Raw genomic sequence first — 22,737 nt, 5'->3', positions numbered from 1 at the left:
AAGAATCTCCCTTCTTCATGCCGCAGGCGCACGGCATATTTTTTGTTTTAACCAAAACGTATGGAGTTATTCAATCGCCTCGTTTCAGCTACTCCCACTCGACAATAGGAGCCACTGGCCAAAAGCCTGTCAACATCAAAACAAGTTTTCAATCTATCGATTCTACGTGAGGCAATGGTCCTCATTTGATACCCGCGCTGTTTGCGCACTAGGGAGCAAAGGAATCTGGCCGCCGCTCAAATAAGATCACCGCCATCTTGCATAAACGACGCCATGTTAAGGTGCCTGACGCCATCCCTCTCCTGCAATAGAGGATCAAGCGTGAACAAGTAGCGCGGATACCCATCCCGGATGTGGCCGAACGGCCTGTACTCGCGCTCCTCGACGCCTCTGTCGGCAATCGACATAGAGACCTGGATGTAGGCGTAAGCATTGCGCCTACGAGCGATGAAGTCACACTCGAGCTTCCCAATACGGCCCACAGAAAGCTCGTACCCGCGCGATGCAAGATAGAGGTAGATCTTCACGTCGGTATATACGCAAGATGCACCCCTTTTTCTCAGCGTCCATTTCATCAGTTATGGGGGTACTTTTTTACATTTTATAAAAAAGCGTACCGATAACTTATTCCCACTCAGTTTCGAAAATCGAATGGTTTTGAAGTTTCGAAAGCGGCAGAGCACCATGCATAAGGGCATGTTGGGATCCGCACCAGTAAAACAGGAATTAACTCACGCGAGAAGGCGCCGCCCCGTCGCCTCGATGCGTGCGACAGGCAGATTAGGTTTGGGGAGTAGAACGACCCTTGCGCGAGGCGTGAATTGTAATCGATAAAGCCGAGCTTTGAGAACATGCGGTTTATCTCGTCGAACGTTGAGTCAACAGGGACTTGCGCCCCGTCGGCCGACTTGGCGACGCCCATGTCCATGATGCCGGGCACAAGTGTGAATGCGCCACGTGGAGGCGAAGGGGCCACCCGAAAGGTTGATGGTAAGCGAGCACCAGAGGTCAAGGTAGTCCTCGCCTTCCGGGTTTATGAGGTCGAGGGCGAGTGCCCCTCCCTCGGTCGCGTACAGCGGCGGCAGGCACTCGGCCAGCTCCTCAGTCATAAGCGCTTGCATGTCCGTCTCCCCTCCAGGCCACGTCGGACCCCTAGAATCTTCGCCCCGCGGGCAAAGCCTCGGCGCGCCCCATGGCATCTCGGCTTTGCCCCCTGCAATGTCGCGCAGCGGAGACACCACCTGGGACGGATGTCGATGCATCGAACCCGAGACCGGGCGCGGCGGCGGGGAGCCTCTCGCGCGAACAATCTGCTCGATCCTGCCGCACCCATCTTAAAAAAGTTCGAAAAACGTTCAATCGTACGACATCCGTCGAACAGTCGGGGGTACACACCACTACAGAAGGCCCACGGAACGGGGGGCGAGATGGTCGGCGACGGGTTCAAGGCACTCTCCGGCCCCACGCGCCGCCAGGGAGGGCGTCGGGAGGGAGGCCGTAATGGGTGAGAAGGGCGAGCGGCCGGAGCGGGTGTTCCCCGGCAGGACAGACCCGTGGTTCATAGCGGCCATGGTGATTGTGGCGGGCGGTTTATCCGCAGCGTGTATCGCGTGTTTCCTGAGCTCAAGTCCCGCGCTCCTATGGGGCTGGCTCGCGCTGGTGCCCGTCCCGGCCCTCGTGGCCCTGGCCGCCCTTCCCGTCCGCAGCAACCGCCTCGAGCTCTACGGCGACCGCCTCGTCGTCGTGTACGCTGGGACGCGTTCGGTGATACCCTACGCCCACGTGCGGGGCGTCCGGCGCACCAGGACGCTCTGGGCGGGGACGGCCAACTCGCTCGACCGCGTCTACATCGAGGCGCCCTACGACGACGACGCCATCGTCTCGGTGACCGACAACGATGCCCTCGTGGCGGAGCTCGAGCGTAGGTGCGGCCTGCGGCCCGGCTGCGAACAAGGCAACTAGCTTCGCAGGGCGGCTATCAGCGACTTGCTGCTCATCGTCATATCACGACGGCCAATTCTGGGTCGGGCTGGCGGAGCACGTCGAGGACGGAAGGTACGGCGTCGCCCGCATCGTCTTCGGCGCGGAGCCGTCCGATGAGGAGATTCTGCGATTCGTTACAAGCGAATGGGAGAAGCTCTCGTTCTTCGGCGACAAGGCCACTGAAACAAGCAAGCCCGCGAAGAACCCCAAGCGGCGCGCTCGCGAGGCGGCGAAGGCCCTTAAACGGCCCGCTGTGAGCACCAAGGCACAACAGGCGCTCGCGGCACAGCGGGAAGCGATGAAGCGGGAGTCGGCTCAAGCAAGAAGTCAGCGTCGCGCGGATGAGGCGGAGGCGCGCTTCGAGCAGCGGAAGTTGAAGCGCAAGCAGAAACATCGCGGGCACTGATCGCCATTTGCAGCAAGGCAAACCATATACAGCAGCGGCGCCAGTTCCACTTGAAGCCGACGCCGCGCAGACGCTAATGGTGACGGCTATGCACGGGCACGGTCGCGCCACCGCACTTCACAGCTTGTTTCTCAAGTATTTGGGACGCACACGCGGCGTTCAAAAATGCGGAGCGACTCCGCATGGCTCGAGACTGAGCCGAGGTGCCCTACTTCTCGCCCTCCAGCAGCCCCACGATACGGTCGATGTCGACGGCAAAGCGAGGCCTTCCCTCGCGCTCGTAGCGGTCGAGGTATGCCTGGCACTCGGAGACAATGCGCTTGGTGTTGCCGTCGATGATGCGCTGGAGCGTCTCGTAGTAGGCCGAGCCCTCGGTCCTAAAGCGGCGCTGGTAGGCCTTGGTTATGGGGAACATCTTGATGTAGTGGATGCCGTGGCGGCAGCCGGGGCGCGTCGTGGGGCGGGGTGGCAACGCAAAGTACTGGTCTTTGGGCACGTTAGGGGCGATGTTGGAACGCAGCGGCACGGCGAAGTCCCTGCGCTTCCCGCGGAAACGCAGCCTCACCACCACGATGCAGGGGCGATTGTGCTTAAGCATGAGCTCGCGGTCGCCCTCGACGAGGTCGAAGAAATCCTGAGAGATGGATACGATCTTCATCGGTTACGCCCCCTTCATACGAAGCGGGGCCCGCATCGCTGCAGGCCCCTACAGGTGGGCGATATTCTACGCCTTGCGGCACCCCGTCGCCCACGGAGGTTAAACGTACACGTAAGCCGTACTCTGAAAGCCGCGGCTTCCGGCAAGTAGTTTATACCACGAAAGGTCGCTTTCAATGCGCATAGCTCGCAAAATAACACTCGTTGGGCCGTCACCCCTGACCGTTACCCTCCAATCTTCATTGAAGTCAGCAGGTCAATTCATATAGTCATGGGGGTTTATCCTGAAGGAAATCAAATTTATACCCCCATAACTAAGGAATTTTCTATTCCCACTCAATGACTAGAGCCCTGGTGTAATTGGCTGGATCACCGTTCCGGGAACCGGTATCGACCTACCTGTCCGCCAAGCTCCTTCTTCAGCTCCAGCCTAGTATCTGACTCGCGCCGTTATAAGCGAAAACCGAAGAGATGCATCTTAGCCAAGAAATAAGGTTAGCCTTATTTTACTGTATGATTCGTGTGTTATAGTTAGATGGCTCTAACTGTTTGGGGGCGATAGCCATGCACGAACGCAAGGGCTTCTGGGACAAGAATGCCGGTCGATACGACCGTTTCATGCGAAACGACCGGGCGGCGTATGAGAAGATGTATGGACTGATCAGGCCGGTAGTGAAAGCAAAAACCGTACTGGAGGTTGCCACCGGCACGGGGCTTATCGCAAAGAGCATCGTGAATGCGGCGGCACACATCGAGGCTACAGACGCTTCTGCACAGATGATCCTTGAAGCAAAGCGGGACAATCAATCCGCAAAGCTGCACTTTTCCGTACAAGATATGTTCCGCCTGCCCTATGCACAGAAGTCCTTCGAAGTGGTGATCGCGTCCAACGCGCTTCACATAGTGCCGCATCCAGAAAAGGCCCTGCAAGAAATCAGGCGGGTGCTGAAGGACGACGGCGTGCTCATCGCGCCAACCTTCACCCACGCGGGAAACTCGGTTTCCGGCAAGGTAAAAGCCTTTTTCATGAGTATGGCAGGATTCCCCCTCCACAGCAGGTGGACAAGCGAGGAATACCTGTGTTTCCTGCGTCAAAACGGCTGGGCGGTGCAGAAAAGCGCGGTGCTGAAGGCTTCGTTCCCGTTGACCTATGCGGAATGCACGAAATCGGAGGGACCAGATGTCGTTCTTTGAAAACACCCGCAAGCCCGTGGGCCTCGGCGGAAAACTTATGGTTGCCATGATGAATCTGGGCCACAGCCCTGTGGCGCGGTGGGGACTTCGATTTCTACGACTTGCGCCAAATGCCAAGGTGCTGGATTGCGGCTGCGGCGGCGGGACGAACATAAAACGGCTGCTGAAAAAATGCCCGCATGGCGTCGTCAAGGGCATCGACTATTCACCCGTCAGCGTGGAGAAGACTAGAAAGCTCAACCGAATTGCAATTCAGGAGGGGCGTTGCGCCGTTCTGCAAGGCAGTGTGGCAGATATGGCGTTTGAGGATAGCTACTTCGATGCCGCCACGGCCTTTGAGACCGTCTATTTTTGGCCCGATTTGCCCCGATGCCTCCGTGAGGTCTGGCGGACGCTGAAGCCAGGCGGGACAATTCTTATCTGCAACGAGAGCAATGGCGATACGGACAAGGACGAGAGGTGGACGCAGATCATCGGCGGCATGACCATCTACAAGGACATTGAATTAAAGGCGTGTCTGGAGCAGGCGGGTTTTCACGAGGTGCAGATACGCAAAAAGAAAAGGTGGCTCTGCGTCACGGCGCGGAAGTAAGGGTATCAAGCACGGGCGTTTTTGCATCCACCCTGCACATGGCGATAGGCATGACGGTCATAGCGGCTGTGCTGGCGGCGGCACTTATGACAGTTTTTATTCACTGAGGAAGAAACCTATGAAATGTAAAATTGAGAAAAACACCGTGCAAGAGACGCTGATCCTCCCGCTGTATTCCCGAAAGCTGTGTACGGAGCTGTACCCGAACCTTTACAGGGATGAAACAGCGGTTCGCCTGCTCGACCAGATCGACTACGACTTTTCAGAGGCAGAGAAAAACTCCCGCAGCCTGATGCAGCGCTTTGGTGCGCTGGAGGTGGCCATGCGGCAGAGTGACCTTGCTTTCGAGGTGCGGGATTACCTGGAAGGCCATCCCAATGCGGCGGTGGTCAATCTGGGCTGCGGGTTGGACAACACCGGCAGAACCTGCGACAACGGTAGATGCAAGATCTACAATCTGGACTTCCCGGATGTGATTGCCTTGCGGCAGCAGCTACTGCCCGCCGGGGATCGGGAACAAAATATCCCCTGCGACCTGAAAGACACCGCATGGTTTGGCAAAATCGATGCCTCCGGCGGGGCGGTGTTCTTTGCCTCCGGGGTGTTCTATTACTTTCTGACCCAGCAGGTCCGGGAACTGGTGCGGGAGATGGCGGACGCTTTCCCCGGCGGTGTGCTGGTCTTTGATGCTGCCAATCGGACAGCAGTAAAGATGATCGCAAAAACATGGCTTAAGACTGCAAAAATCAAGGATGTGGGGGCATATTTTGCGGTTTCGGATGCCGCCAAGGAAATCGGCACGTGGGACAGCCGTCTGCAGGTCACAAGTCGCGGCTATATGCTGGGTTATAACGATTTGAGAGACCCTTCTGTCAGCGGCTTTTTCCGGTTTCTCGCAAGGGTCGGTGACAACGGGATGAAAATGCAAATCGTGAAAATAAGATTTTGAGAGACAAAAATGCAAAAGACGGGCACTTCTTGCCGCTCAATTGGCAAGAAGCGCTCGTCTTTTCTTAACGCGTTGTATGGCGGAGAGAGCGCAAGTTACGCGAGCGCCCTTCTTGCCAGCTCGGCCGCGCCGAGGATTCCTTGGTCGCCGCCGCAGCCCGGGGCGCAGATGTAGCGCTCCATGTCCTTAAGCTCGGCGGTCTGGATGTAGCCACCCAGATATTCGAGGGTTTTCTTGCGGACGATGCCGTAGAGCTGCTCCTGGTGCATCACGCCGCCGCCGAGGACGATGCGGCGAGGCGAGTACATGAGCACGAGGTTCGCGCACATCTGCCCCAGATAATCCCCCTCGAGCGCCCACACCTCATCGTTGTCCGCGAGCTCGGCCGCGGGCTTTCCCCAGCGCGCGGCAATGGCGGGGCCGGAGGCGAGGCCCTCGAGACAGCTCGCGTGGCTCGGGCAGACGCAGCGTCCCTCCTCGGTGGGACGGGTCCTTACCAGCATGTGGCCGGCCTCGGGGTGCAGCATGCCGTGAAGGAGCCTGCCCGCGCACATGACGCCCGCGCCCACACCGGTGCCGATGGTCACGTAGACGGCGTCCTCGAGCCCCTTGCAGCAGCCGAAGACCACTTCGCCGAGGCAGGCAACGTTCACGTCCGTGTCGTAGGCCACCGGAATCCCGAGGGCGTCGGCGAACGCGGCGCGAAGACCATGGCCTCGCCACGCGAGCTTGGGCGTCTGGAGGATGGAGCCGTAGCGCTCGTCGTTGGGGTCGACGCAGGTCGGGCCGAAGGCGCCGATGCCCAACGCGTCCACATCACGGACGGTGAACCACTCGATCATCTGCGGGACGGTCTCGGCGGGCGTAAGCGTCGGGGTCTCCATACGGTCGAGGACCTCGCCGTCGCCGGACACCACGGCACAGACCATCTTGGTCCCGCCGGCCTCGAGGGCGCCGAGCCTCATTTGCTTTTCGCTCATGTGATCCTCCTTACAAAGGGACGCCCGCAGTCATGGTCAACCGCGGGCGCCCATAACGTTGGCTTGTTTCGAGGCGACCCTACCTGGGCACGCGGTCCTGCCTTGCGGCAAACGGGGCGAGCACGGCGTGCGGCTCGCTTTGGTACCAGTAGGCGACGGTGGAGATGTCGTCCTCGCGCTCGTAGAGCTTGATGTCGTCGTTGCCGAGGTCCTGGAACGTCACGCGCAGGTCCTCCTTGAACGAGATCGGGTCGGGAAGGTGCCACCTGTAGAGGCCGTGCCTGGGCAGCGCGTCGTCGTTGGTCGCGAGCATCGGGTTCGGGTTCGGCTTGCCCGCGCTGAAGCGGTCGCGCGTGGCGTCGCGCGTCGAGCGGTACGGGTAGCCGGCGAACAGCGTGTTGAAGCACTGCGCCTCGGGCAGCGCGTGGGGCGGCCTGTCGAGGAAGGCCCAGGCACCGCCGAAGTAGTCCTCGGCTCCCGTCGAGGTGACCGTGGGGAACTCCTCGTCGCCGTCGAGGAAGAACTTCATCTCGCCCTCGCCCCACCAATAGCGCTCCAGGGCGCACAGGGCCATGTAGGTGCCGACGTAGTAGCCCTTGCCGCGCACGCCGTCGAGCACGGTGTAGTCGACGCCCCTGCGGGTGCTGCGCTCGCGGTTAAAACGGGCGTGGAAGTACATGGCGTCGTCCGGCACGTCGGTGAGCGCGTAGTTGAACGTGTAGAAGATGTACTTAATGAACCCGGGGTGCTCGCTCGTAAGCGTGACCTTGGCGTGCTTCCTGAAAGGCATCTCGAAGTAGCAGTTCATGCCGCCCGTCGGGTTCACGCAGATGGGCATCGAGTTGACGATGGCGCGCTCACCAAAGCCGTTGCAGAAGAAGTCGCCGACAGGGCACTCGACCGAGGGGGTCTCCTCGTCGTCCCAGTAGAAGCGCAGCACGAGGTCGCGCATGACGAAGCTGCCGGCGGCGGTCTTGTCGGGGACGGTCATCCAGATGTGGCGGATGATGCCGGGGCCCTCGATGTCCGCGAGCGTGATGGTCTCGCCGGACTCAAGGGGCACGCAGCACGAGCCCTTGCGGCCGACGCCGAGGTGGCTGGCCGACATGGCGGCACGGCCCTTCTCGCCCGTGATGTTCTCGGGGGTGATGGCGCGGCTTTCCTCACCGCCGTGCATCCACACGTCCTTAAGGAACTCTCTCATCGTCGACCTCCTCTATTCGTCGTCTTCGCACTCGGCGGAACTGGCACCGTTCACGTAGACGATCTGCTGGCGCGCCTCGTCGACGAGGGCGTCGAAGTCGAGTTTCTCGTCGGGGCGCGCGAGCGCGACCGTCATGGCGAGCGGGAGGTTGACACCCGCGATCACGTGGATCCGGTCGGAGGCGAAGCGGGAGAAGCGCTGGTTCACGCTGCCGCCGAGCGCGTCGGTGAGGACGACGACCTCGTCAGTGCCCGAAAGAGCCGCCTCGACCGCCGCGTCGAGCCCCTCGCCGTTGTCGTTCACGTAGGCGCACACGGCGTTGACGGCGTCGCTCTTACCCGTAAGGAACTCGAGGGTGTCCTTGAAGCCCTGGGCGAGAAGGGAATGGCTCGCCACAACTATCTTTCTCATTGATTCACCAATCTCTTGGGTCGAAGCTAGGCAAGGATGCCGGCGGCGGAGGCGACCATCGCGAGGACGATCACCACGAGGATGAGGGCCGTCATGCTCGCGTTCTTCTTGGTAAGAAGGTAATACGCGCTTCCCGTGATGGCGGTGGGGATCATGGCAGGCAGGATCTTGTCGAGCAGCGGCTGAATCTCCATCGAGACGTCGCCGAAGCTGAAGCTAATCGGGCAGGTGACGCCGATGACCGAGGCGATGAGGCAGCCGACCACGGTGAGGCCGAGCACGGAGGCGGCGGCAGTGAGGTTGGGAAGCTTCTCGCTGAAGTCGGTGACGAGCTTCACGCCCTGCTTGTAGCCGAACTCGAGGGCGTGCATGCGGACCCAGAAGATGGCCAGGATGAGCGCGAACCAGATGCCGGCTCCCACGGGGTTGCCCTCGATGGCCATGTAGGCGGCGATGGAGCCCATGATGGTCGGGATCATGGTCATGAGCGGGGAGTCGCCGACGCCGGCGAGCGGTCCCATGGTGCCAATCTTCAGGTCTTGGACGGCGTCCGCCGCCGCTAGGCCGTCGCGTTCCTCCATGGCCACGCAGGCGCCAAGGATGATGGCGGCGAGCCAAGGCTGGGTGTTGTAGTAGCGGAAGTGGTTGTTGAGCGCTTGCTTATAGTCCTCGTCGTTCGTGTAGATCTTCCTCAGGACCGGCGAGAGGGCGTAGGCGACTGAGGCGCCCTGCTGGGTCTGGTAGTTGAAGGTGCACACGCTCATGAGCCAGCGCCAGTTCGCGTTGCGCAGGTCCTTCTTGGTGACCTTGTAGCCGGAGGGCTTGCCCTCGGCGACGGCGGTGATGTTCTCGTTTTCCATGGTTACTCATCCTCTCCGATGAAGGCGTCTGCGGAAGCGTGGGCGGCGAGCTCGGTGTCCCTCTCGGCACGCTGGTAGAACGCGATCGCGAGGGCAACGCCGACGATGGCGGCGCCGATGATGGGCACGTTCAGGAAGGCCGAGAGGAAGAAGCCAGCGAGCAGGTACTGGAAGTACTTGCCGGTGGGCATGTAACGCAGCAGCATCGCGATGCCGACGGCCGGGAGCATCTTGCCGGCGAGGGTGAGGCCGGAGAGGAACCACTGGGGCATAACCTCGAGGAGCCAGTTGACGGCGGGCTGGCCGAGGGTCACGGAGACAAAGACGGGCAGGGCGGCGCACAGGCCGAAGAGCACGGGGCAGACCCACAGGATGGCGTTCATCTGCTTGAACTTGCCCTCGTCGCAGAACTTCTGGGACTTCTCGACGACGAAGCCGTTGAGGATCTTGACGATGACGTCGAGCTGGATGCCGAGCATGCCGACCGGCAGGCCGATGGCGAGGCCCGTGTCGGAGCCCAGGGTCACGCCGTAGGCGGTGGCAATGATGGCCATCGTGCCGTAGTCGGGAATCGACGAGCCGCCGAAGCCCGCGACGCCGAGCTGCATGAGCTGGATGGTGCCGCCGATGACGAGGCCGGTCTGCCAGTCGCCCATGACGACGCCGGTGATAAGGCCCCAGAAGACGGCATAGTTGACGAAGATCATCGGGATGCCGTAGTAGTCCACGTGCTTGATGAAGGCCAGCAGGGTCAAAAGGACGACTTGCAGGATAGTGAAGTTGACCATGATCCCTCCTTAGATGAGGTCGGCGACGGAGACGGGCTTGTCGGCGGGCACGAACTGTGCCGTCACCTTGACGCCGCGGGCGATGAGCGCCTTGTAGCTCTGGACGTTCTCGGCGGAGGCATAGGCGCGCTGGGTGAGCTGGACGCCGCCCTCCTTGACAAGAGAGCCGCCGACGATCAGCGACGGGAGCTCGATGCCCGACTCGACCAGGTGAAGGATCGTCTCGGGCTCCTTGGCGATGACAAAGACCTTCTCGCGGTCGTACTTGCCCGCCGCGAAGTTCTTGAGCGCGGTCTGCTCGGAGATGATCGAGACGGCCATGCCCGCGGGGCGCGCCATCCTCATGGTGGACTTCAGGACCTCGTCGCCGGCGACCTTGTCGTCGATGACCATGACTCGGGTCGCGCCCGACACCGGGGCCCACTGCGTCACGATGATGCCGTGAAGCAGGCGATTGTCGATTCGTGCCATAACAACACTCATGTTTGCTCCTATCAAATGAAGTTTTACGTTCGGTACTGCCTCGGCGCTATCCGGATTCGCGCCGGGCAAGGGGTTATCGGATTATTGAGGACGCGCGGTCAGCTCGCGGCGGCGCGGGGAAGGTCACTCGTCGAGCAGGAGGTCCGAGGAGCCGAGGCGCTCTTCTCGCGCCGGGGCGGCGCTCACGCTTATGTAGTCGAAGACATATGCGATCTCGCTTACGGGAACCTCTACGCGATAGCGCGTCGAGATGCTCGAGAAGCTCTGCCTGAAGGACTCGATGAAATCGGCGCGTTCCTCCTCGAAGCGGTCCTGGCCAACGTAGGTCTCAATGGGGTTTCTGGTAACAAGGCGCTCGACGAGACAGCAGAGGTGGACGTAGAGCCCAATGATGGCGTTGCTGCCGATCTTCTCGCCTGTCCTGCGCTGAAGCTCGTGCACGGCGCTCTCGATCTCGTGGAATAGCCGCTCCGGGTCGAGGATGGTGATGGAGCGGATGACGTTCTGCAGCGTCATGTTCGAGAGCAGCTTCTCGTGGAAAGAAGAGAGCTCGGAAGCGTCAAGCCACCTGCCGAACACGGCATCGACCTTAGAGGCGGACGCCGTCGACATGATGTCCTCGAGGGCGACGAAGGGAACGGAGGCGACCCCGGGGTCTCCCGTGCCGATGACGGCGCAGACGCGGTGCTCGGAGAAAACGGCGTCGTTCGACCCGTTCGCGACGAGCTGCTTGAAGGGCCTCGTGAGCAGGCGCGCGCCTATGGTGCGCGGGAGGCTCTGCGAGACGAGCAGGCGTATCCTTTCCGCGGCGTCGACCCCGGACTCGGAGCAGAAGACGATGGCGTCCTCACGGTTGACGCGCTCGATCACCTTGCAGTGCGTCACGCACGCGGCGGTCGCGTCGCCAAGAACCTCGGCGATGGACTTGCCGCCGAGCAGCCCGACCCCGATCTCGAGCGCAAGACCGGTAGAGACGTTGTTCACCACGCCGATAGTGGAGTCGGTAACGTTCTCGAGGGCCTTATAGGCCTCCTCCAAGGAGCCCATGTCGACGAGGAACACGACCCCGGTGCAGTAGGAATGGCGGTCGACGAGGCGCTGGAGCGGACCGACGATGTCCTTCAGCTGCTGGTCGTAGGGCATGTCGACCGCCTCGTACACATGCATGCCGAGCATACGGTTCGCCGCGTCGGCGATGCTCGTCGCCGTTGAGTAGCCGTGGGACAAGATGACGCAGAGCGTCCGAGGGGCCTTCGCATCGCGAGACTCCGATGCGACGCACAGCGTCAGAAGCGTCTTCGTGAAGTGATCGAGCGAGATTCCGAGCGCCCCTTCCACGTCTGCGGCGACCTGATCGGAGACACTCGAGGCAAACGGCAATTCGGAGGTCACGGCACCGAGGAGATGGGAGATTTGCTCCGCACAGGCAGACTTTCGCTTAGCCAGGCCGATACCCGGCCACAACTGCAGGCAAATCTCCTGGGCCAGTAGAAAAGCGACCTTCCTCGAAAGCTCGATGCCATAAGAAGAGCCTGCGTCGGCAAGGACCGCGCCCACGATGCGCTCGAAGGCGCGCGACCTCGAGGAGGTAACGCCGCAGCCGAAGATCAAGTGATCCTCAACGCCGCGCACAGCGGAGACAGCTTGCGAGACGAGCTCGGAGACAGAGAGCTCCCCGGCGCAGAATCGCTCATCGAGAGAGCACAGGGCATCGAGCGCCTGCTCGACCGGCCCTGTGCTCTCGGCGGCATCCAGGGACGCATCGATCAGAACGCCATCGTCGGGCTGTTGATCGATCTGTGCGGAGGAGAGGAGCCCGCTGGGAAGAAGATACGGGCGAACGACGACGTAGTCGCCCTCGCGATTGAGAAACGCTTTGGCGCAGCAGTTCGTCACGCAGGCGCGCAAGCCGGCGATGTTATCGGAAAAGTCCGCGTTCACGAGGCAACGGTATGCGCCGCGGCTAATCTTCACATCAGAACCGATTCGGCACCCCTCGCTGCGCAGGAAGCTCAAGATGAGATCCTCGCGCTCCTCGGGGGTCCGCTCCTTGAGTGAGGGGACGCGGGCACAGATGGGCATTTTGCTGTAGGCCGAGGAAACCTTCAGGTCATCGGCGGAAAGCGTCGTCGAAAGAACGAGGCGAGCGCGCGGCGCATCCTGGGAGGCATCGAGCCCGAGGGCCGTCGCAAGGCAGTGCTCCATCGCAGAGGGAGAGAGTGCCTCGATGCCGTTGACAAAAACCACACCCCCGCGCGATTTCGCGATCGACTCGTCAAGAAGCCCGTTGAACGAGGCGGCGTCCGGGACCCCGGCGCAGTCGATGCGCACATAGGAGGAGTCGCGGGACAGCAAGCCCTGGTTCTTGCCGTACTCGTACACAAGACGAGAAAGGAAAGACTTGCCGACACCCACGCCGCCGCTCAAGAGGATGGGCAGGCCAAACGGAGGGTACTGAACCGCAGCCTTGCACTGCTCGACAACGGAGCTGAGGCTCAGGTCAAAGCCCACGGCACGCGCGAAGTCACGGTGATCGGCGATTCCCGTCGCCTGGATGAGGTCGGCGAGCGAGGCGTACTCGCTTGCAGAGAGCTTTACCTGAAAACGCTTCTGGAACGCGCGGCGATGAAAATAACGGACAGGCCTGCCCGCCACCTTAACCACAAGGCCGGCGCGAACAAGGTCGTTGAGGTACTGGCTCGCCAGACTCCTGGAGATGATGAGCGTCTCGGCGATGTCGGAGGTGGACAGACGGGCAAGGTCGTCGAGCGAGACGGCAGAGGTAAGGGCCTCGAGATGCTCGAGAATCCTGTCCCTCATGTCGACGGGCTTCTTTGCCAAGCTGTCCTGTGCGGTCTTGTCCATGACTTCTTACCTCCTTGTACAAGGAGTATAAGGGGAACACAGAGAACGGAAGGGGGCGCGTGGGGGAATCAACAGCCCCGAGGAGAAGTTCACCACTTGAGGGGCAGAAAACAACGGCCATTGAACATTCAGGGCCGACGCTCAACACTTCGACTCGACACTTCGCTTTGGAAAGGGCCCTGCGCGCCGGGGTCCCAACATAAAGAAGAGCCCCGGCGCGCAGGGCCTAAAGCTTAACCATGCGCGCGGCGATGCGGGCGCAGTCGCAGGCGGCCTTCTTCTCGAAGGTGTTGTAGTCGACGACCTGGCCCTCGGCGCAGGGCTTGTCGCTGATGGCGCGCACGACGACGAGGGGCACGCCGTTGAGATAGGCGGCCTGCGCGATGGTGCAGCCCTCCATCTCGCAGCACAGGTCGCCGAAGGTCGCGAGGATGCGCTCCTTCTGTTCCGCGGGCGAGACGACTCGGTGGGCAAGGTCCTCTCAAAAGGGGTCGTCCGATGCCGCAAGACCTCGATGACCGACTACCGCCTCGAACAAGTGGCGGATTACCTCTGCACTATCGAACTTGCCTTGGTCAAGTACGAGGCCAAGGAGGACGGCGAGACGTACAACAAGTTCTTCGGAGGTATAGGCTCTTTCAAAAGGAACTGGTTCAAGCAAGCCCGCAGCAAGCGGATATAGGTGGCCTAGCGGTTTCGCAAGGAACGGCCAGCTCTCCTCTGGCGAGGAACACCGGGCGACGTGCCTCAAGCAGCGGAAGCTGAAGCGCAAGCAGAAGCAGCGCGGGCAATGATCGGTGCCGATATGGGCCCAGACGTGAACAGTGCTACGTCCCCTGTTCACGGGGCGCGAAACCGCAAAGGTTGCACAGAGGTTGCAAAATAAGAAGCCCCCGACCTGTTTTCGCAGGTCAGAGGCTTGAAATCAACGAATATCGTTTACTCCCACTCGATGGCGTCGGTTCTGCCGTCCCGTCACTCCAGTTACACCCAGTTTTCGGCATCGACACGGAACGCGTGCCGCCGAATGACGCGATGTCGCGTTTCGTCGGCTTCGGGGACAAAAGCTGGGACAACCTCAAAAACTTTTTTCAAACTCAGGGCTTTGAGTTTTTGTTTTTGTCCCAAAGTGCGCGGCGGGTCGCCTTTGGAGGCTCGATGGCGCCGAAAACGCCCGTTTTGAAACTCAACCGCCCTTTTGCCCGCAAGCCGCCAGCTGCAATCGCAAGTGAATTAACGCGGGTGGCTTGCGCGCCATTTGCAAAACCCCAGGTCGCAGGTCTTCGCCATTCGTGAACAAAGTGAGTAGTCTCAGGTGGCTTGCTTATGAGTTGGCGAACGGGCCTTCAGGATTCAGGGCAAACATGCTGGTAGAATAGGATTCTCAAATCAATGACAGGAGACCGAGCATGGCCGAACCCCACGATAGGAAGCCGATCCTCACGATCGAGCGGCAGATAGAGCACCTCAAGCAGAAGGGCGTAGCCTTCGAACTGTGTTCCGAGGAAGAGGCCGCGGACTACCTGCGCGACAAGTGCAACTTCTTCAAGCTCGCATCCTACCGCAAACTCTTCTCGAAATACGAGGGAGGCCCGCGCGACGGCCGCTACGTAGACCTCGACTTCGGCCAGCTGCGCCTGCTCGCGGCGCTCGACCAGGAGCTGCGCCACGCCCTGCTCGGCATGACGCTCGACATCGAGCACTTCCAGAAGGTGACACTGCTTCGCGAGATGGAGGACCGTGGAGAGGACGGCTACGCCATCGTGGCCGACTACATGGCATCGCTTACCACTGCAAACAGGGAGTACCGCCTGCGCGAGCTCAAGATGAGCGGCCGCAGCCCCTACAGCTCGAGCCTCTACGCGAAGTACTCCGGCGACATGCCTGCCTGGGCCTTCCTTGAGCTCACCTCGTTCGGCACCCTCATCGACTTCGTGCGCTTCTGCGCCAGGCGATGGGGCGACAGGCGCCTCGAGGCCTCCCACTACGACCTCAAGCGCGTGAAGTCCGTCCGCAACTGCGCCGCGCACGGCTCGTGCCTGATCAACTGCTTCGCCGAGAGGGGCGCCGCCCGGGGCTCGGCGTCCAGCGGCGTCTCCCGAAGGGTCGCCGCCGTGGGGATTCCCAAGGCGACCAGGAGGAAGTGGATGGGGAATACGGCCATGCAGGAGGTCGCGACCGTGCTCGTGGCGCACTCCGGCTTGGTACCCGAGGGCTCCTCGCGCTCGCGCGCCGCATCCGAGCTCGCCGAGATGTTCGCCAGGGCCGACGGCGAAACCGAGGCGCTGCCCGACAAGGGGCCCGACGCCGCAGCTCGCTCCGCGCTCGAGTTCCTTCGCAGGTTGACAGAATCGCTCGGGTTGGTAGAATAGCCTGCAGATAGCAAAACCTTCACGGTTTTAGGGGCGGACTTGCGCAAGCGACTCTGCCCTATTTTTATATTCACTCGCTATAGGAGACGGATGATACCTGGGTCAATGACAGAACTGAGAAGCCCGGAATAATGGAGCCAGTTAGAAACCCTCGGGTTTGCGGGGCGGGATCGTGAGAGCGATTCTGCCCTATTTTTTTCCTCCGTCTGCCCCAACAAAGTAGTTCGAAGATAGCCTGTAGGTGTCCTCGTGGGCGCCTTTTATTTTCAGGGAATCGGCCGCTTCATGAACGAGCGACCGGCTTGACCTAGATCGAACCGCCTTCATCTCCGTCTAGGCGCCGGCAATCAACATCGTGAATCCGCGCGTGCTACAATGCGGGCACCAGAGATGAAAACACAGTCCCCGTCGGGTAGTCGTGGGCGTGCGGGAGTCCGCATCAGTAACCTGCCTCCTTGGTTGTCCCTTCTCTGCATGGTCATCTACATAAAGGAGGAACCAGCCATGCAGATCAGCGTGTCGTCCACCCTGACCGTATATCACGACGGCCAATTCTGGGTCGGGCTGGCGGAGCATGTCGAGGACGGCAGGTACGGCGTCGCCCGCATCGTCTTCGGCGCAGAACCGTCCGATGAGGAGATCCTGCGATTCGTTACAAGCAAATGGGCGAAGCTCGCGTTCTTCGGTGACGATCCGTCCGAGGCGAGCGAGCCCGCGAAGAACCCCAAGAGACGCGCCCGCGAGGCGGCGAAAGCCCTCAAGCAGCCGGCGATGAGCACCAAGGCGCAGCAGGCGCTCGCGAATCAGCGGGAGACGATGAAGCGGGAATCGGCTCAAGCAAGAAGCCAGCGTCGCGCGGATGAGGCGGAGGCGCGCTTCGAGCAGCGAAAACTGAAGCGCAAACAGAAGCATCGCGGTCATTGATACCACCATCAACCCATATATAGCAGCAGGCGTAGCTTCGATTGAAACTACGCCTGCCACCTGGTGCTATAACGTTATACAGAACGTATGTTCTATACCCACTCGATGACTAACCCAGTCCGAGCACTACCGATGCGTGTCGCGTCATACCGCCTAAGAGCTGATTCGTTCAGAAAAGGTTCAGGGGGATCGTCGAGTTTATTGCACCCTCGCGTTTTACAAAAGAGAGTACAAGGCCCTCTAGCTCGAATTATTGCATTTAGAACCCCGCCGCTCGTCCATCCCAGCTTGCCCAGAAAGCCCTCCCGCAATGTCCGTGTCCCAACAGATGGGTACCATTTATCAGGGTGCACCTGGGGCAACGGGCCGGCAGGCCCGCGCAAGGTCGCTCGCATAACACGCAACATCAAACACGACAGAAGAGGCGAACGACAGATGCCGGACCCCGGACGACAGCACCGCGGAAGAGAAGCATTCCAACCACAACCGAACGAACATCGCTCCTAGGCAGGCGCCCGCATGGGCGCCTTTTACTTTTCAGGGACTTAGCTGAGAGCTAAGCCACGCGGCTCATGGCCGTTTCGTGGAGGCCCGACCAGCTCGACCCACCTCGACCCGTCTCCGTTCCCGTCATGCGCGCGATGCGCCAGCAGGCGGTTCAATCGTCGCGCAGACGAAAAGGGACACTGTGCCGCGCGGTGTGCCCGCACGGTGCCGCACGGGAAGATTGGAGGAACCATGGCACGCACAGCCGAATGCGCCGCGCCCGAGAACAACCAGGGCCGCGACGAATGGATGACGGTGATCGAGATGCAGCAGTACATGAGGGCGAGCCGAAACAAGGCGTACGACCTCATCTGGTCGGGAGAGATCGACTCGTACAGGCTCGGCAGGAAGCTCCTGGTTTCGAGGGCGTCAGTGGACGCCTACATCGAGTCGAGGAGCGGCAGGAAATGACGGCGGCGACCGCCCCGGGAGCCGCCCGCGGCCGGGCACGCGAGGGAGCCTCGAGACGAAAGGAGCTCGAGGACGACCATGACCAAGAGCACTAGCAGGAGCCAGGTGAGGCTCATCGCATCGACAAACGCGATATTCGGCGCCGACGAGGCGTGCGCGATGCTGCGCATCAGCCGCGACGCCATGTACCGGCTCGCCAAGGACCGCGACGACCCGTTCCCGATCCGCTACATCGGCGGCAAGACGCGCGACGGCATCGTGCTGCACGACGAGCTCGTCGCATGGGTCGAGCGCAACAGCGTCGTCGGCTCGCCAAGAAGGGGCTAGCGCCATGGCGGCCGCAGGCCCGAGGGGGCGCGACGGCCCCTCCCCGCGCGAGTTCGCGACGGTACGGCACTTCATGATGGCGGACCTCGGCCTCTCAGGCCTTCCCCTGCTCGTCTACGCGCGCATCTTCGGCTTCTGCGACGCCGGGTGCGGCTACTTCGAGAGCAAGGGCGGCCTGGCCCGATTCCTCAACGTGCAGGAGCGCAGCGTCCACCGCGCCATCCGCGACCTGCTCGACCGGGGCCTCATCGAGGAGTGCGGCGTGCACGCCCCGGCGCGCGGGCATGCCACCAAGCGATACCGCATCGTGCGCGAGAGGCTGCCGCCCGGAGCGTTGGCAACCCCTGACGATTCGTCAGGGTTCCCGGCGCGAAAGGGTGACGAAATGACAGGGTTCGCCGCGAACAAGGATGACGAACCGTCAGGGCTCGCAGCCCGAACCCCTGACGAAATGACAGGGAAACCCCTGACGATATGCCACCCAATAAGCAAAAGGGACAACAAGGACTTCAGAAGATAAGGAAGGGGCGCCCGATGGACCGAGCGGGACTCATCACCCTGGAGCAGGCCCGGGCCGCCGGGCTCTCCTTCGACGAGCCGGAGCCGAGGGCGTGCCCGCACTGCGGCGCCGCCCTCGAACCGCTCGGCGCAGCGCTGGCGGGCAGGGTCACCTGGGTCTCCAGCGCCCCCTGCCCGTGCGAGGGCGCAACCAGCGAGCGGGAGGCCGAGGCGCGAAGGCGCGCGGCCCTCGCCGCCAAGGAGGAGGCCGCCCGCCGGGAGAAGGCGCTCGCGCGCGCGGGCATCCCCAGGCGCTACTGGGCCGCCGAGGCCGACCGCCCCGAGTTCGCCGAGTACATCGCCTCGTTCGCCGGCAACGGAGGCGCCGGGCTCTACATACACGGGGGCGTCGGCGCCGGAAAGACGCACGCCGCCTCCGCCATGGCCAGGCTGTTCGCCGAGGCCGGCTACGACGTCGCCTTCACGACGGCCAAGGGCATGCTCGAGCGCGTGAAGGCCACGTTCGACGAGGGCGGCACCGAGGCGGCCGTCGCGCGGTACGCCAAGTGCGACGTCCTCGTGCTCGACGACCTCGGCAAGGAGGACGCGACCGAGTGGTCCGTCGGCACCGTGTTCAGCGTGCTCGACGCGCGCTACGAGGACATGCGCCCGACCATCGTCACGTCGAACTACGCGCCCGGCGCGCTTGCGGACAGGCTCGCCAGGCGCGGCGAGCGCGTAACGGCAGAGGCGATCGCGAGCAGGATCTCCCAGACCTGCAGGCCCGTCTACCTGGGCGAGAGGGACAGGCGCCGGCGCAGCTAGCTTGTGCGCTTCCCGTGGAGGCGCGGACGGCTCGACCCAGCTCGACCCATCGCGGGCGGCCCTGCTCTCTGCCGCAATCGAAATCGCTATACACGTCTTGGGCGGCGCCGACGCGCCGGCACGCACGCCTGCTCCGACTCGCACCGTGCCCCCATCGCGAGGACGCCGCCCGCCAAGCAACAAACGAAAGACGGAGGGCCCATGGACGGCTTCGAGAGGATAACCGGCCGCGAGCACGAAGAGCTCGTGGAGAAGTGCCAGGAGAACGGCTGGCTCAAGGTCGGCGGCTTCGACTGGCAGGACGACCCGTTCCTCGAGGAGTACCCCTACGAGTTCTCCCGCACGGAGAGCGTCGACAGGCTCCGCGAGGCGCTGGGCTCGGGCAACTGGGCCATACGCCAGGGGTTCTGCTACCGCGACCTCGCGTTCATCCAGCAGGTGAACGGCGGCGACGAGTGGTGGACGCTCAAGCGCGACGGCGACGCGTGGACCGGCTTCGAGAGCTGGAGCTTCGGCGCCATCGCCCAGGAGCCCGAGCGGTTCGAGCGCGCCATGCGCGACATGTGCGAGGCGACGCCGGAGCAGTGCCGCAGCGGCGAGTGGGCCCATCTGCACGAGAAGGCTCCCGAGCCGCTGGCGCAGCGCGCCGCGTCCGCCCGCGAGGCGAGCCGCGCGCACGCCGGGCAGGAAGCCCGCGCCCCAATGGCGCGCGAGAGGGCCGTCGGGGCCGAATAGGGACGACCGGGGCGCGAAGGCGCCCCTTTTTCATCTCGACTGGAAGGGAGGCGCGGGATGGCGAGCGACTACGGGGACGAGGCGGGCGGCAAGCTGCTCGACTGGATGCTGAGAATCGGCCAGGAGGCCGGCGCCGAGGCAATGGCGCGCAGCGCGAGGGAGCTCTCAGAGCGCCTCGCAGGGATCCGCGGGACCATCGCCGGCGGGCGCGCCGAGGCCATCGCGGCCGACGGCGCGCCGACCTACGCGAAGCTCAGCCTCGAGGAGCTCTCTGGGCTTCCCGAGTACGCGACGATCAAGGAGGTCGTCTCCGACAAGCTGCGCGCCGCGTCGGTCGAGCACCACATCATCCCCGGCGAGGGCCGCGACTGGCTGCTCTTCAAGGTGGAGGACGCCCCCGAGGTCGACGAGGCCTTCCGCCAGCTGGAGCAAGAGACGGGCAAGGCCGCCGATCGCGCAAGGGAGCGGCTCTCCGAGATAGCCGAGAGGCGCCAGGAGCCCGAGCGGCTGGCGGAGCGCGCGGAGCGTGCGCGCGAGGCGTCGAGGGCCCACAGCCAGGACATCGGCCGGGAGCGCGGCCCGCGCCAGATCGAGGGGCCCGAGAGATGAGGTGGCAGGCGGCGGCCGCGCTGGCCGCAGCCGCGTTCGCCATGGGAGATGCAGCGGCCGCGGCAATAGCGGCGTCGGGCGCGAACCCGATCCTCGACCCGGAGGCCGCCATGGCGGCGATCCCGGCAGCGCTCCGCGCGGGGCGCGTCTTCTCCGCGGAGGCGCTTCCCCTGTGCGCCGGGACCGCCTGCGCGTGCGGCGCGCTCCTCGCCTGGGCCCGCTCACTGGGGACCAAGGGGGCCCGGCGCGACGGCGAGGAGCACGGGAGCTCCAGGTGGGCCACGCGCAAGGACATCGCGCCCTTCGGCGACCCCAAGGACCCCGACAACAACATCATCCTCACCGACAACGCGCGCATCCGCCTCGTGAGCCGCAGGTTCGACCTCTCCACCGACACCAACGACAACGTGCTCGTGGTTGGAGGACCCGGCACCGGCAAGACGCGCTACTACGTCAAGCCGAACCTCCTGCAGGCCAACGCCAGCTTCTTCGTGACCGACCCGAAGGGCACGCTCATCCGCGAGATGGGCGGCGCGCTGGCGGAGCTCGGCTACGAGATCCGCGCGTTCGACACCATCGACTTCACGCGCTCCATGCGCTTCAACCCCATAGCCTACATACGCGACGAGGCGGGCGTCATCCGCTTCGCCCGCGGCATCGTCGCCAACACCGAGGGCGAGGCCGACCACAAGGGCGACCCCTACTGGGAGAAGGCCGAGCGCCTGGTCTACACCGCGCTCACGGCCTACCTCGTCATGCACTGCGAGCCCGCCGACCGAAACCTCGACGGGCTGCTCACGCTGCTCTCGCTCGCCGACGCCCGCGACGACCCGGGCTACATGAGCCCGCTCGACATGGTGTTCCGCGAGCTGGAGACCGGCGAGCGCTACGTCAGGCGCGGCGGCGCCTCGGCGGAGGGCGGATCGCTGCGCGGCTTCGCCGAGGAGGACGGCGCGTGGGAGTGGGTCAAGGTCCGCGAGCCGGCGCCGCCCGACGACTTCGCGCTCGCGAGCTACCGCGAGTTCCGCGTCGCCGCCGGCGACACCATGAAGTCGATGCTCTCGAGCTGCAACGTCCGCCTGAAGCCGCTGTCCATCCGTGCCGTCCGCGACCTCACCTCCAAAGACGAGCTCGACCTCGCCCACATGGGCGACGAGGGCGCCAAGGTCGCGCTCTTCGCGTCGATGAGCGACACCGACTCGACCTTCGACTTCCTGTTCGCCCTGCTCATGGACACGGCCGTGAGCGCGCTTTGCGCCGAGGCGCTCGAGGCGCACGGCGGCTCGCTGCCCACGACGGTGCACTTCGTCTTCGACGAGTTCGCCAACATCGGGCGCATACCCGACTTCGAGCGGACCATCGCCGTCACCCGCAGCCGGAACATCGCCGTCTCGATGATCGCCCAGTCTCTCTCGCAGCTGAAGGAGACCTACGGCGACAACAACGCCGAGACCATCGTGAACGCCTGCGACACGCTGCTCTACCTGGGTGGCAAGGCGAACGAGACCAACGAGGAGATCAGCAAGATGGCCGGCAAGCAGACGGTGGCGAGCGAGACGCAGAGCGACTCGCGGGGCGCCGGCTGGACCCGGACCGTGAACCGCGGCATCTCCGAGCGCGACCTCATACAGCCCGCCGAGGTGGCGCGCATGCCGCGCGAGGACGCGCTCGTGCTCGTGAACGGGTGCATGCCGCTCATGGACCGGAAGTACCGGCTCGAGCGCCACCCGCGCTCGCGCCTGCTCGAGGAGGCCGCGCGCCGCGGCCCGTTCGACTTCGCGGAGTACCGCAGGCAGAAGGAAGGCAACTCGTGACGGGGCCGCGGCGGGCGCGGGCCTCCCCCGCCGCGGGGGAGGAACAGCAAGGAACATCGTCAACCGAAAGCAAAGGAGAGCAGCATGCTCGCAAACGTCATCAAGCTCGTGTCGGGCTGCGTGACCTTCCTCGGCGGCTTCCTGGTCGTGTGGGGAGCGGTCTCGCTCGGCCTGGCCATCAGGGAGCAGCAGGGCGGCCCGCAGATCGCGACCGCCATATCCACCATCGCCGGCGGCGCGATCATCATCGCCGCGTCGGTCTACTTCGGTCAGCTGGACACGTCCTGGCTGCCGGCATAGGGGG

The 22,737-nt window shown here is 63.1% G+C and carries 27 protein-coding genes and 1 pseudogene; 17 read left to right on the top strand and 11 right to left on the bottom strand.

Going from position 1 to position 22,737, the window contains the following annotated elements; translation table 11 throughout:
• Positions 1–236 precede the first annotated feature (236 nt).
• Both I2E45_RS00950 and I2E45_RS00945 read right to left on the bottom strand, forming a co-directional pair.
• Positions 237–575 (bottom strand): ATP-binding protein, encoded by a 339-nt coding sequence (locus I2E45_RS00950; RefSeq protein WP_195443726.1) that lies wholly within the window; start codon positions 573–575, stop codon positions 237–239.
• Between the two features lie 303 nt (positions 576–878).
• Complete coding sequence (locus I2E45_RS00945) at positions 879–1,121, bottom strand: hypothetical protein (RefSeq protein ID WP_195443723.1); 243 nt, start codon at positions 1,119–1,121, stop codon at positions 879–881.
• 379 nt (positions 1,122–1,500) lie between these two features.
• Here I2E45_RS00945 and I2E45_RS00940 point away from each other — a divergent pair, with 379 nt between their 5' ends.
• Both I2E45_RS00940 and I2E45_RS00935 read left to right on the top strand, forming a co-directional pair.
• Positions 1,501–1,962 (top strand): PH domain-containing protein, encoded by a 462-nt coding sequence (locus I2E45_RS00940; RefSeq protein WP_195443720.1) that lies wholly within the window; start codon positions 1,501–1,503, stop codon positions 1,960–1,962.
• The gene (locus tag I2E45_RS00935) at positions 1,898–2,389 is read left to right on the top strand and encodes a YjdF family protein (protein ID WP_229058752.1); all 492 of its coding nucleotides are present in this window, start codon (positions 1,898–1,900) and stop codon (positions 2,387–2,389) included. Before I2E45_RS00940 ends, I2E45_RS00935 begins: the two co-directional genes overlap by 65 nt.
• A 208-nt stretch (positions 2,390–2,597) precedes the next feature.
• Here the strand turns inward: I2E45_RS00935 and I2E45_RS00930 are convergent, their stop codons facing one another.
• Entirely contained in the window at positions 2,598–3,047 is a 450-nt protein-coding gene (locus tag I2E45_RS00930; RefSeq protein ID WP_117848167.1) for a hypothetical protein, read from the bottom strand.
• 563 nt (positions 3,048–3,610) lie between these two features.
• On the opposite strand from I2E45_RS00930, the gene I2E45_RS00925 reads away from it, so the two are divergent.
• The 3 genes from I2E45_RS00925 (at position 3,611) to I2E45_RS00915 (ending at position 5,781) form a co-directional block, all read left to right on the top strand.
• Positions 3,611–4,240 (top strand): class I SAM-dependent methyltransferase, encoded by a 630-nt coding sequence (locus I2E45_RS00925; RefSeq protein ID WP_195443717.1) that lies wholly within the window; start codon positions 3,611–3,613, stop codon positions 4,238–4,240.
• A complete protein-coding gene (locus I2E45_RS00920; protein ID WP_195443714.1) occupies positions 4,227–4,832 on the top strand; it encodes a class I SAM-dependent methyltransferase in 606 nt (201 codons plus the stop codon). Before I2E45_RS00925 ends, I2E45_RS00920 begins: the two co-directional genes overlap by 14 nt.
• A gap of 118 nt (positions 4,833–4,950) precedes the next feature.
• Positions 4,951–5,781 carry a class I SAM-dependent methyltransferase gene (locus I2E45_RS00915; RefSeq protein ID WP_195443710.1) on the top strand — a complete coding sequence of 277 codons (831 nt, stop codon included), beginning with the start codon at positions 4,951–4,953 and terminating at the stop codon, positions 5,779–5,781.
• A 95-nt stretch (positions 5,782–5,876) separates the two neighbouring features.
• On the opposite strand, the gene I2E45_RS00910 is transcribed toward I2E45_RS00915, so the two are convergent.
• The 8 genes and pseudogenes from I2E45_RS00910 to I2E45_RS00875 form a co-directional block, all read right to left on the bottom strand.
• Entirely contained in the window at positions 5,877–6,761 is an 885-nt protein-coding gene (locus I2E45_RS00910; protein ID WP_229058751.1) for an ROK family protein, read from the bottom strand.
• 79 nt (positions 6,762–6,840) lie between these two features.
• The gene (locus I2E45_RS00905; RefSeq protein ID WP_172676343.1) at positions 6,841–7,965 is read right to left on the bottom strand and encodes a glycoside hydrolase family 172 protein; all 1,125 of its coding nucleotides are present in this window, start codon (positions 7,963–7,965) and stop codon (positions 6,841–6,843) included.
• Between the two features lie 12 nt (positions 7,966–7,977).
• The gene (locus I2E45_RS00900) at positions 7,978–8,376 is read right to left on the bottom strand and encodes a PTS sugar transporter subunit IIA (protein ID WP_055287011.1); all 399 of its coding nucleotides are present in this window, start codon (positions 8,374–8,376) and stop codon (positions 7,978–7,980) included.
• A gap of 26 nt (positions 8,377–8,402) precedes the next feature.
• Entirely contained in the window at positions 8,403–9,236 is an 834-nt protein-coding gene (locus I2E45_RS00895; protein ID WP_195443707.1) for a PTS system mannose/fructose/sorbose family transporter subunit IID, read from the bottom strand.
• A gap of 2 nt (positions 9,237–9,238) precedes the next feature.
• On the bottom strand, positions 9,239–10,024 hold the full coding sequence (locus I2E45_RS00890) for a PTS mannose/fructose/sorbose/N-acetylgalactosamine transporter subunit IIC (RefSeq protein WP_117680462.1): 786 nt from the start codon (positions 10,022–10,024) through the stop codon (positions 9,239–9,241).
• Positions 10,025–10,033: 9 nt separating this feature from the next.
• Positions 10,034–10,507 carry a PTS system mannose/fructose/N-acetylgalactosamine-transporter subunit IIB gene (locus I2E45_RS00885; RefSeq protein WP_055287016.1) on the bottom strand — a complete coding sequence of 158 codons (474 nt, stop codon included), beginning with the start codon at positions 10,505–10,507 and terminating at the stop codon, positions 10,034–10,036.
• Positions 10,508–10,630: 123 nt separating this feature from the next.
• Positions 10,631–13,372: a PRD domain-containing protein gene (locus I2E45_RS00880; RefSeq protein WP_195443704.1), complete on the bottom strand. Its 2,742-nt coding sequence runs from the start codon at positions 13,370–13,372 to the stop codon at positions 10,631–10,633.
• A 226-nt stretch (positions 13,373–13,598) separates the two neighbouring features.
• Positions 13,599–13,817, bottom strand: a pseudogene (locus tag I2E45_RS00875) (phosphorylase family protein); the annotation flags it as partial.
• Between the two features lie 21 nt (positions 13,818–13,838).
• On the opposite strand from I2E45_RS00875, the gene I2E45_RS00870 reads away from it, so the two are divergent.
• The 12 genes from I2E45_RS00870 (at position 13,839) to I2E45_RS00815 (ending at position 22,733) form a co-directional block, all read left to right on the top strand.
• Positions 13,839–14,054: a hypothetical protein gene (locus I2E45_RS00870; RefSeq protein WP_195443701.1), complete on the top strand. Its 216-nt coding sequence runs from the start codon at positions 13,839–13,841 to the stop codon at positions 14,052–14,054.
• 353 nt (positions 14,055–14,407) lie between these two features.
• On the top strand, positions 14,408–14,668 hold the full coding sequence (locus I2E45_RS00865) for a hypothetical protein (RefSeq protein WP_123220199.1): 261 nt from the start codon (positions 14,408–14,410) through the stop codon (positions 14,666–14,668).
• Between the two features lie 113 nt (positions 14,669–14,781).
• Positions 14,782–15,744, top strand: a complete 963-nt coding sequence (locus tag I2E45_RS00860) for an Abi family protein (protein WP_195443698.1) — start codon at positions 14,782–14,784, stop codon at positions 15,742–15,744.
• A gap of 504 nt (positions 15,745–16,248) precedes the next feature.
• Positions 16,249–16,668, top strand: a complete 420-nt coding sequence (locus I2E45_RS00855; protein ID WP_117648540.1) for a YjdF family protein — start codon at positions 16,249–16,251, stop codon at positions 16,666–16,668.
• A 738-nt stretch (positions 16,669–17,406) separates the two neighbouring features.
• Positions 17,407–17,625: a helix-turn-helix domain-containing protein gene (locus I2E45_RS00850; RefSeq protein ID WP_073293326.1), complete on the top strand. Its 219-nt coding sequence runs from the start codon at positions 17,407–17,409 to the stop codon at positions 17,623–17,625.
• 78 nt (positions 17,626–17,703) lie between these two features.
• Positions 17,704–17,952, top strand: a complete 249-nt coding sequence (locus I2E45_RS00845) for a helix-turn-helix domain-containing protein (RefSeq protein ID WP_073293324.1) — start codon at positions 17,704–17,706, stop codon at positions 17,950–17,952.
• 4 nt (positions 17,953–17,956) lie between these two features.
• Positions 17,957–18,472, top strand: a complete 516-nt coding sequence (locus I2E45_RS00840; RefSeq protein WP_195443695.1) for a hypothetical protein — start codon at positions 17,957–17,959, stop codon at positions 18,470–18,472.
• A gap of 14 nt (positions 18,473–18,486) precedes the next feature.
• Positions 18,487–19,275: an ATP-binding protein gene (locus I2E45_RS00835; RefSeq protein WP_195443693.1), complete on the top strand. Its 789-nt coding sequence runs from the start codon at positions 18,487–18,489 to the stop codon at positions 19,273–19,275.
• Positions 19,276–19,476: 201 nt separating this feature from the next.
• Positions 19,477–20,010 carry a peptide ABC transporter substrate-binding protein gene (locus I2E45_RS00830; RefSeq protein WP_195443690.1) on the top strand — a complete coding sequence of 178 codons (534 nt, stop codon included), beginning with the start codon at positions 19,477–19,479 and terminating at the stop codon, positions 20,008–20,010.
• Between the two features lie 57 nt (positions 20,011–20,067).
• Positions 20,068–20,619, top strand: a complete 552-nt coding sequence (locus tag I2E45_RS00825) for a hypothetical protein (RefSeq protein WP_195443685.1) — start codon at positions 20,068–20,070, stop codon at positions 20,617–20,619.
• The gene (locus tag I2E45_RS00820) at positions 20,616–22,433 is read left to right on the top strand and encodes a VirD4-like conjugal transfer protein, CD1115 family (protein WP_195443682.1); all 1,818 of its coding nucleotides are present in this window, start codon (positions 20,616–20,618) and stop codon (positions 22,431–22,433) included. Before I2E45_RS00825 ends, I2E45_RS00820 begins: the two co-directional genes overlap by 4 nt.
• A gap of 84 nt (positions 22,434–22,517) precedes the next feature.
• The gene (locus tag I2E45_RS00815) at positions 22,518–22,733 is read left to right on the top strand and encodes a hypothetical protein (RefSeq protein WP_006234636.1); all 216 of its coding nucleotides are present in this window, start codon (positions 22,518–22,520) and stop codon (positions 22,731–22,733) included.
• Positions 22,734–22,737: the final 4 nt, after the last annotated feature.

The sequence above is a fragment of the Collinsella aerofaciens genome, assembly GCF_015555045.1.
Classification (GTDB): domain Bacteria; phylum Actinomycetota; class Coriobacteriia; order Coriobacteriales; family Coriobacteriaceae; genus Collinsella; species Collinsella aerofaciens_W.
Note: the sequence above shows the minus strand (reverse complement) of the source record. Positions and strands in the feature narration are given on the sequence as shown.

Excerpts from the sequence above, each read along its gene's own strand:
- I2E45_RS00950 (WP_195443726.1), bottom strand. The coding sequence starts at position 575 with ATGAAATGGACGCTGAGAAAAAGGGGTGCATCTTGCGTATATACCGAC.
- I2E45_RS00945 (WP_195443723.1), bottom strand. The coding sequence starts at position 1,121 with ATGCAAGCGCTTATGACTGAGGAGCTGGCCGAGTGCCTGCCGCCGCTG.
- I2E45_RS00940 (WP_195443720.1), top strand. The coding sequence starts at position 1,501 with ATGGGTGAGAAGGGCGAGCGGCCGGAGCGGGTGTTCCCCGGCAGGACA.
- I2E45_RS00935 (WP_229058752.1), top strand. The coding sequence starts at position 1,898 with ATGCCCTCGTGGCGGAGCTCGAGCGTAGGTGCGGCCTGCGGCCCGGCT.
- I2E45_RS00930 (WP_117848167.1), bottom strand. The coding sequence starts at position 3,047 with ATGAAGATCGTATCCATCTCTCAGGATTTCTTCGACCTCGTCGAGGGC.
- I2E45_RS00925 (WP_195443717.1), top strand. The coding sequence starts at position 3,611 with ATGCACGAACGCAAGGGCTTCTGGGACAAGAATGCCGGTCGATACGAC.
- I2E45_RS00920 (WP_195443714.1), top strand. The coding sequence starts at position 4,227 with ATGTCGTTCTTTGAAAACACCCGCAAGCCCGTGGGCCTCGGCGGAAAA.
- I2E45_RS00915 (WP_195443710.1), top strand. The coding sequence starts at position 4,951 with ATGAAATGTAAAATTGAGAAAAACACCGTGCAAGAGACGCTGATCCTC.
- I2E45_RS00910 (WP_229058751.1), bottom strand. The coding sequence starts at position 6,761 with ATGAGCGAAAAGCAAATGAGGCTCGGCGCCCTCGAGGCCGGCGGGACC.
- I2E45_RS00905 (WP_172676343.1), bottom strand. The coding sequence starts at position 7,965 with ATGAGAGAGTTCCTTAAGGACGTGTGGATGCACGGCGGTGAGGAAAGC.
- I2E45_RS00900 (WP_055287011.1), bottom strand. The coding sequence starts at position 8,376 with ATGAGAAAGATAGTTGTGGCGAGCCATTCCCTTCTCGCCCAGGGCTTC.
- I2E45_RS00895 (WP_195443707.1), bottom strand. The coding sequence starts at position 9,236 with ATGGAAAACGAGAACATCACCGCCGTCGCCGAGGGCAAGCCCTCCGGC.
- I2E45_RS00890 (WP_117680462.1), bottom strand. The coding sequence starts at position 10,024 with ATGGTCAACTTCACTATCCTGCAAGTCGTCCTTTTGACCCTGCTGGCC.
- I2E45_RS00885 (WP_055287016.1), bottom strand. The coding sequence starts at position 10,507 with ATGAGTGTTGTTATGGCACGAATCGACAATCGCCTGCTTCACGGCATC.
- I2E45_RS00880 (WP_195443704.1), bottom strand. The coding sequence starts at position 13,372 with ATGGACAAGACCGCACAGGACAGCTTGGCAAAGAAGCCCGTCGACATG.
- I2E45_RS00865 (WP_123220199.1), top strand. The coding sequence starts at position 14,408 with ATGTCGCGTTTCGTCGGCTTCGGGGACAAAAGCTGGGACAACCTCAAA.
- I2E45_RS00860 (WP_195443698.1), top strand. The coding sequence starts at position 14,782 with ATGGCCGAACCCCACGATAGGAAGCCGATCCTCACGATCGAGCGGCAG.
- I2E45_RS00855 (WP_117648540.1), top strand. The coding sequence starts at position 16,249 with ATGCAGATCAGCGTGTCGTCCACCCTGACCGTATATCACGACGGCCAA.
- I2E45_RS00850 (WP_073293326.1), top strand. The coding sequence starts at position 17,407 with ATGGCACGCACAGCCGAATGCGCCGCGCCCGAGAACAACCAGGGCCGC.
- I2E45_RS00845 (WP_073293324.1), top strand. The coding sequence starts at position 17,704 with ATGACCAAGAGCACTAGCAGGAGCCAGGTGAGGCTCATCGCATCGACA.
- I2E45_RS00840 (WP_195443695.1), top strand. The coding sequence starts at position 17,957 with ATGGCGGCCGCAGGCCCGAGGGGGCGCGACGGCCCCTCCCCGCGCGAG.
- I2E45_RS00835 (WP_195443693.1), top strand. The coding sequence starts at position 18,487 with ATGGACCGAGCGGGACTCATCACCCTGGAGCAGGCCCGGGCCGCCGGG.
- I2E45_RS00830 (WP_195443690.1), top strand. The coding sequence starts at position 19,477 with ATGGACGGCTTCGAGAGGATAACCGGCCGCGAGCACGAAGAGCTCGTG.
- I2E45_RS00825 (WP_195443685.1), top strand. The coding sequence starts at position 20,068 with ATGGCGAGCGACTACGGGGACGAGGCGGGCGGCAAGCTGCTCGACTGG.
- I2E45_RS00820 (WP_195443682.1), top strand. The coding sequence starts at position 20,616 with ATGAGGTGGCAGGCGGCGGCCGCGCTGGCCGCAGCCGCGTTCGCCATG.
- I2E45_RS00815 (WP_006234636.1), top strand. The coding sequence starts at position 22,518 with ATGCTCGCAAACGTCATCAAGCTCGTGTCGGGCTGCGTGACCTTCCTC.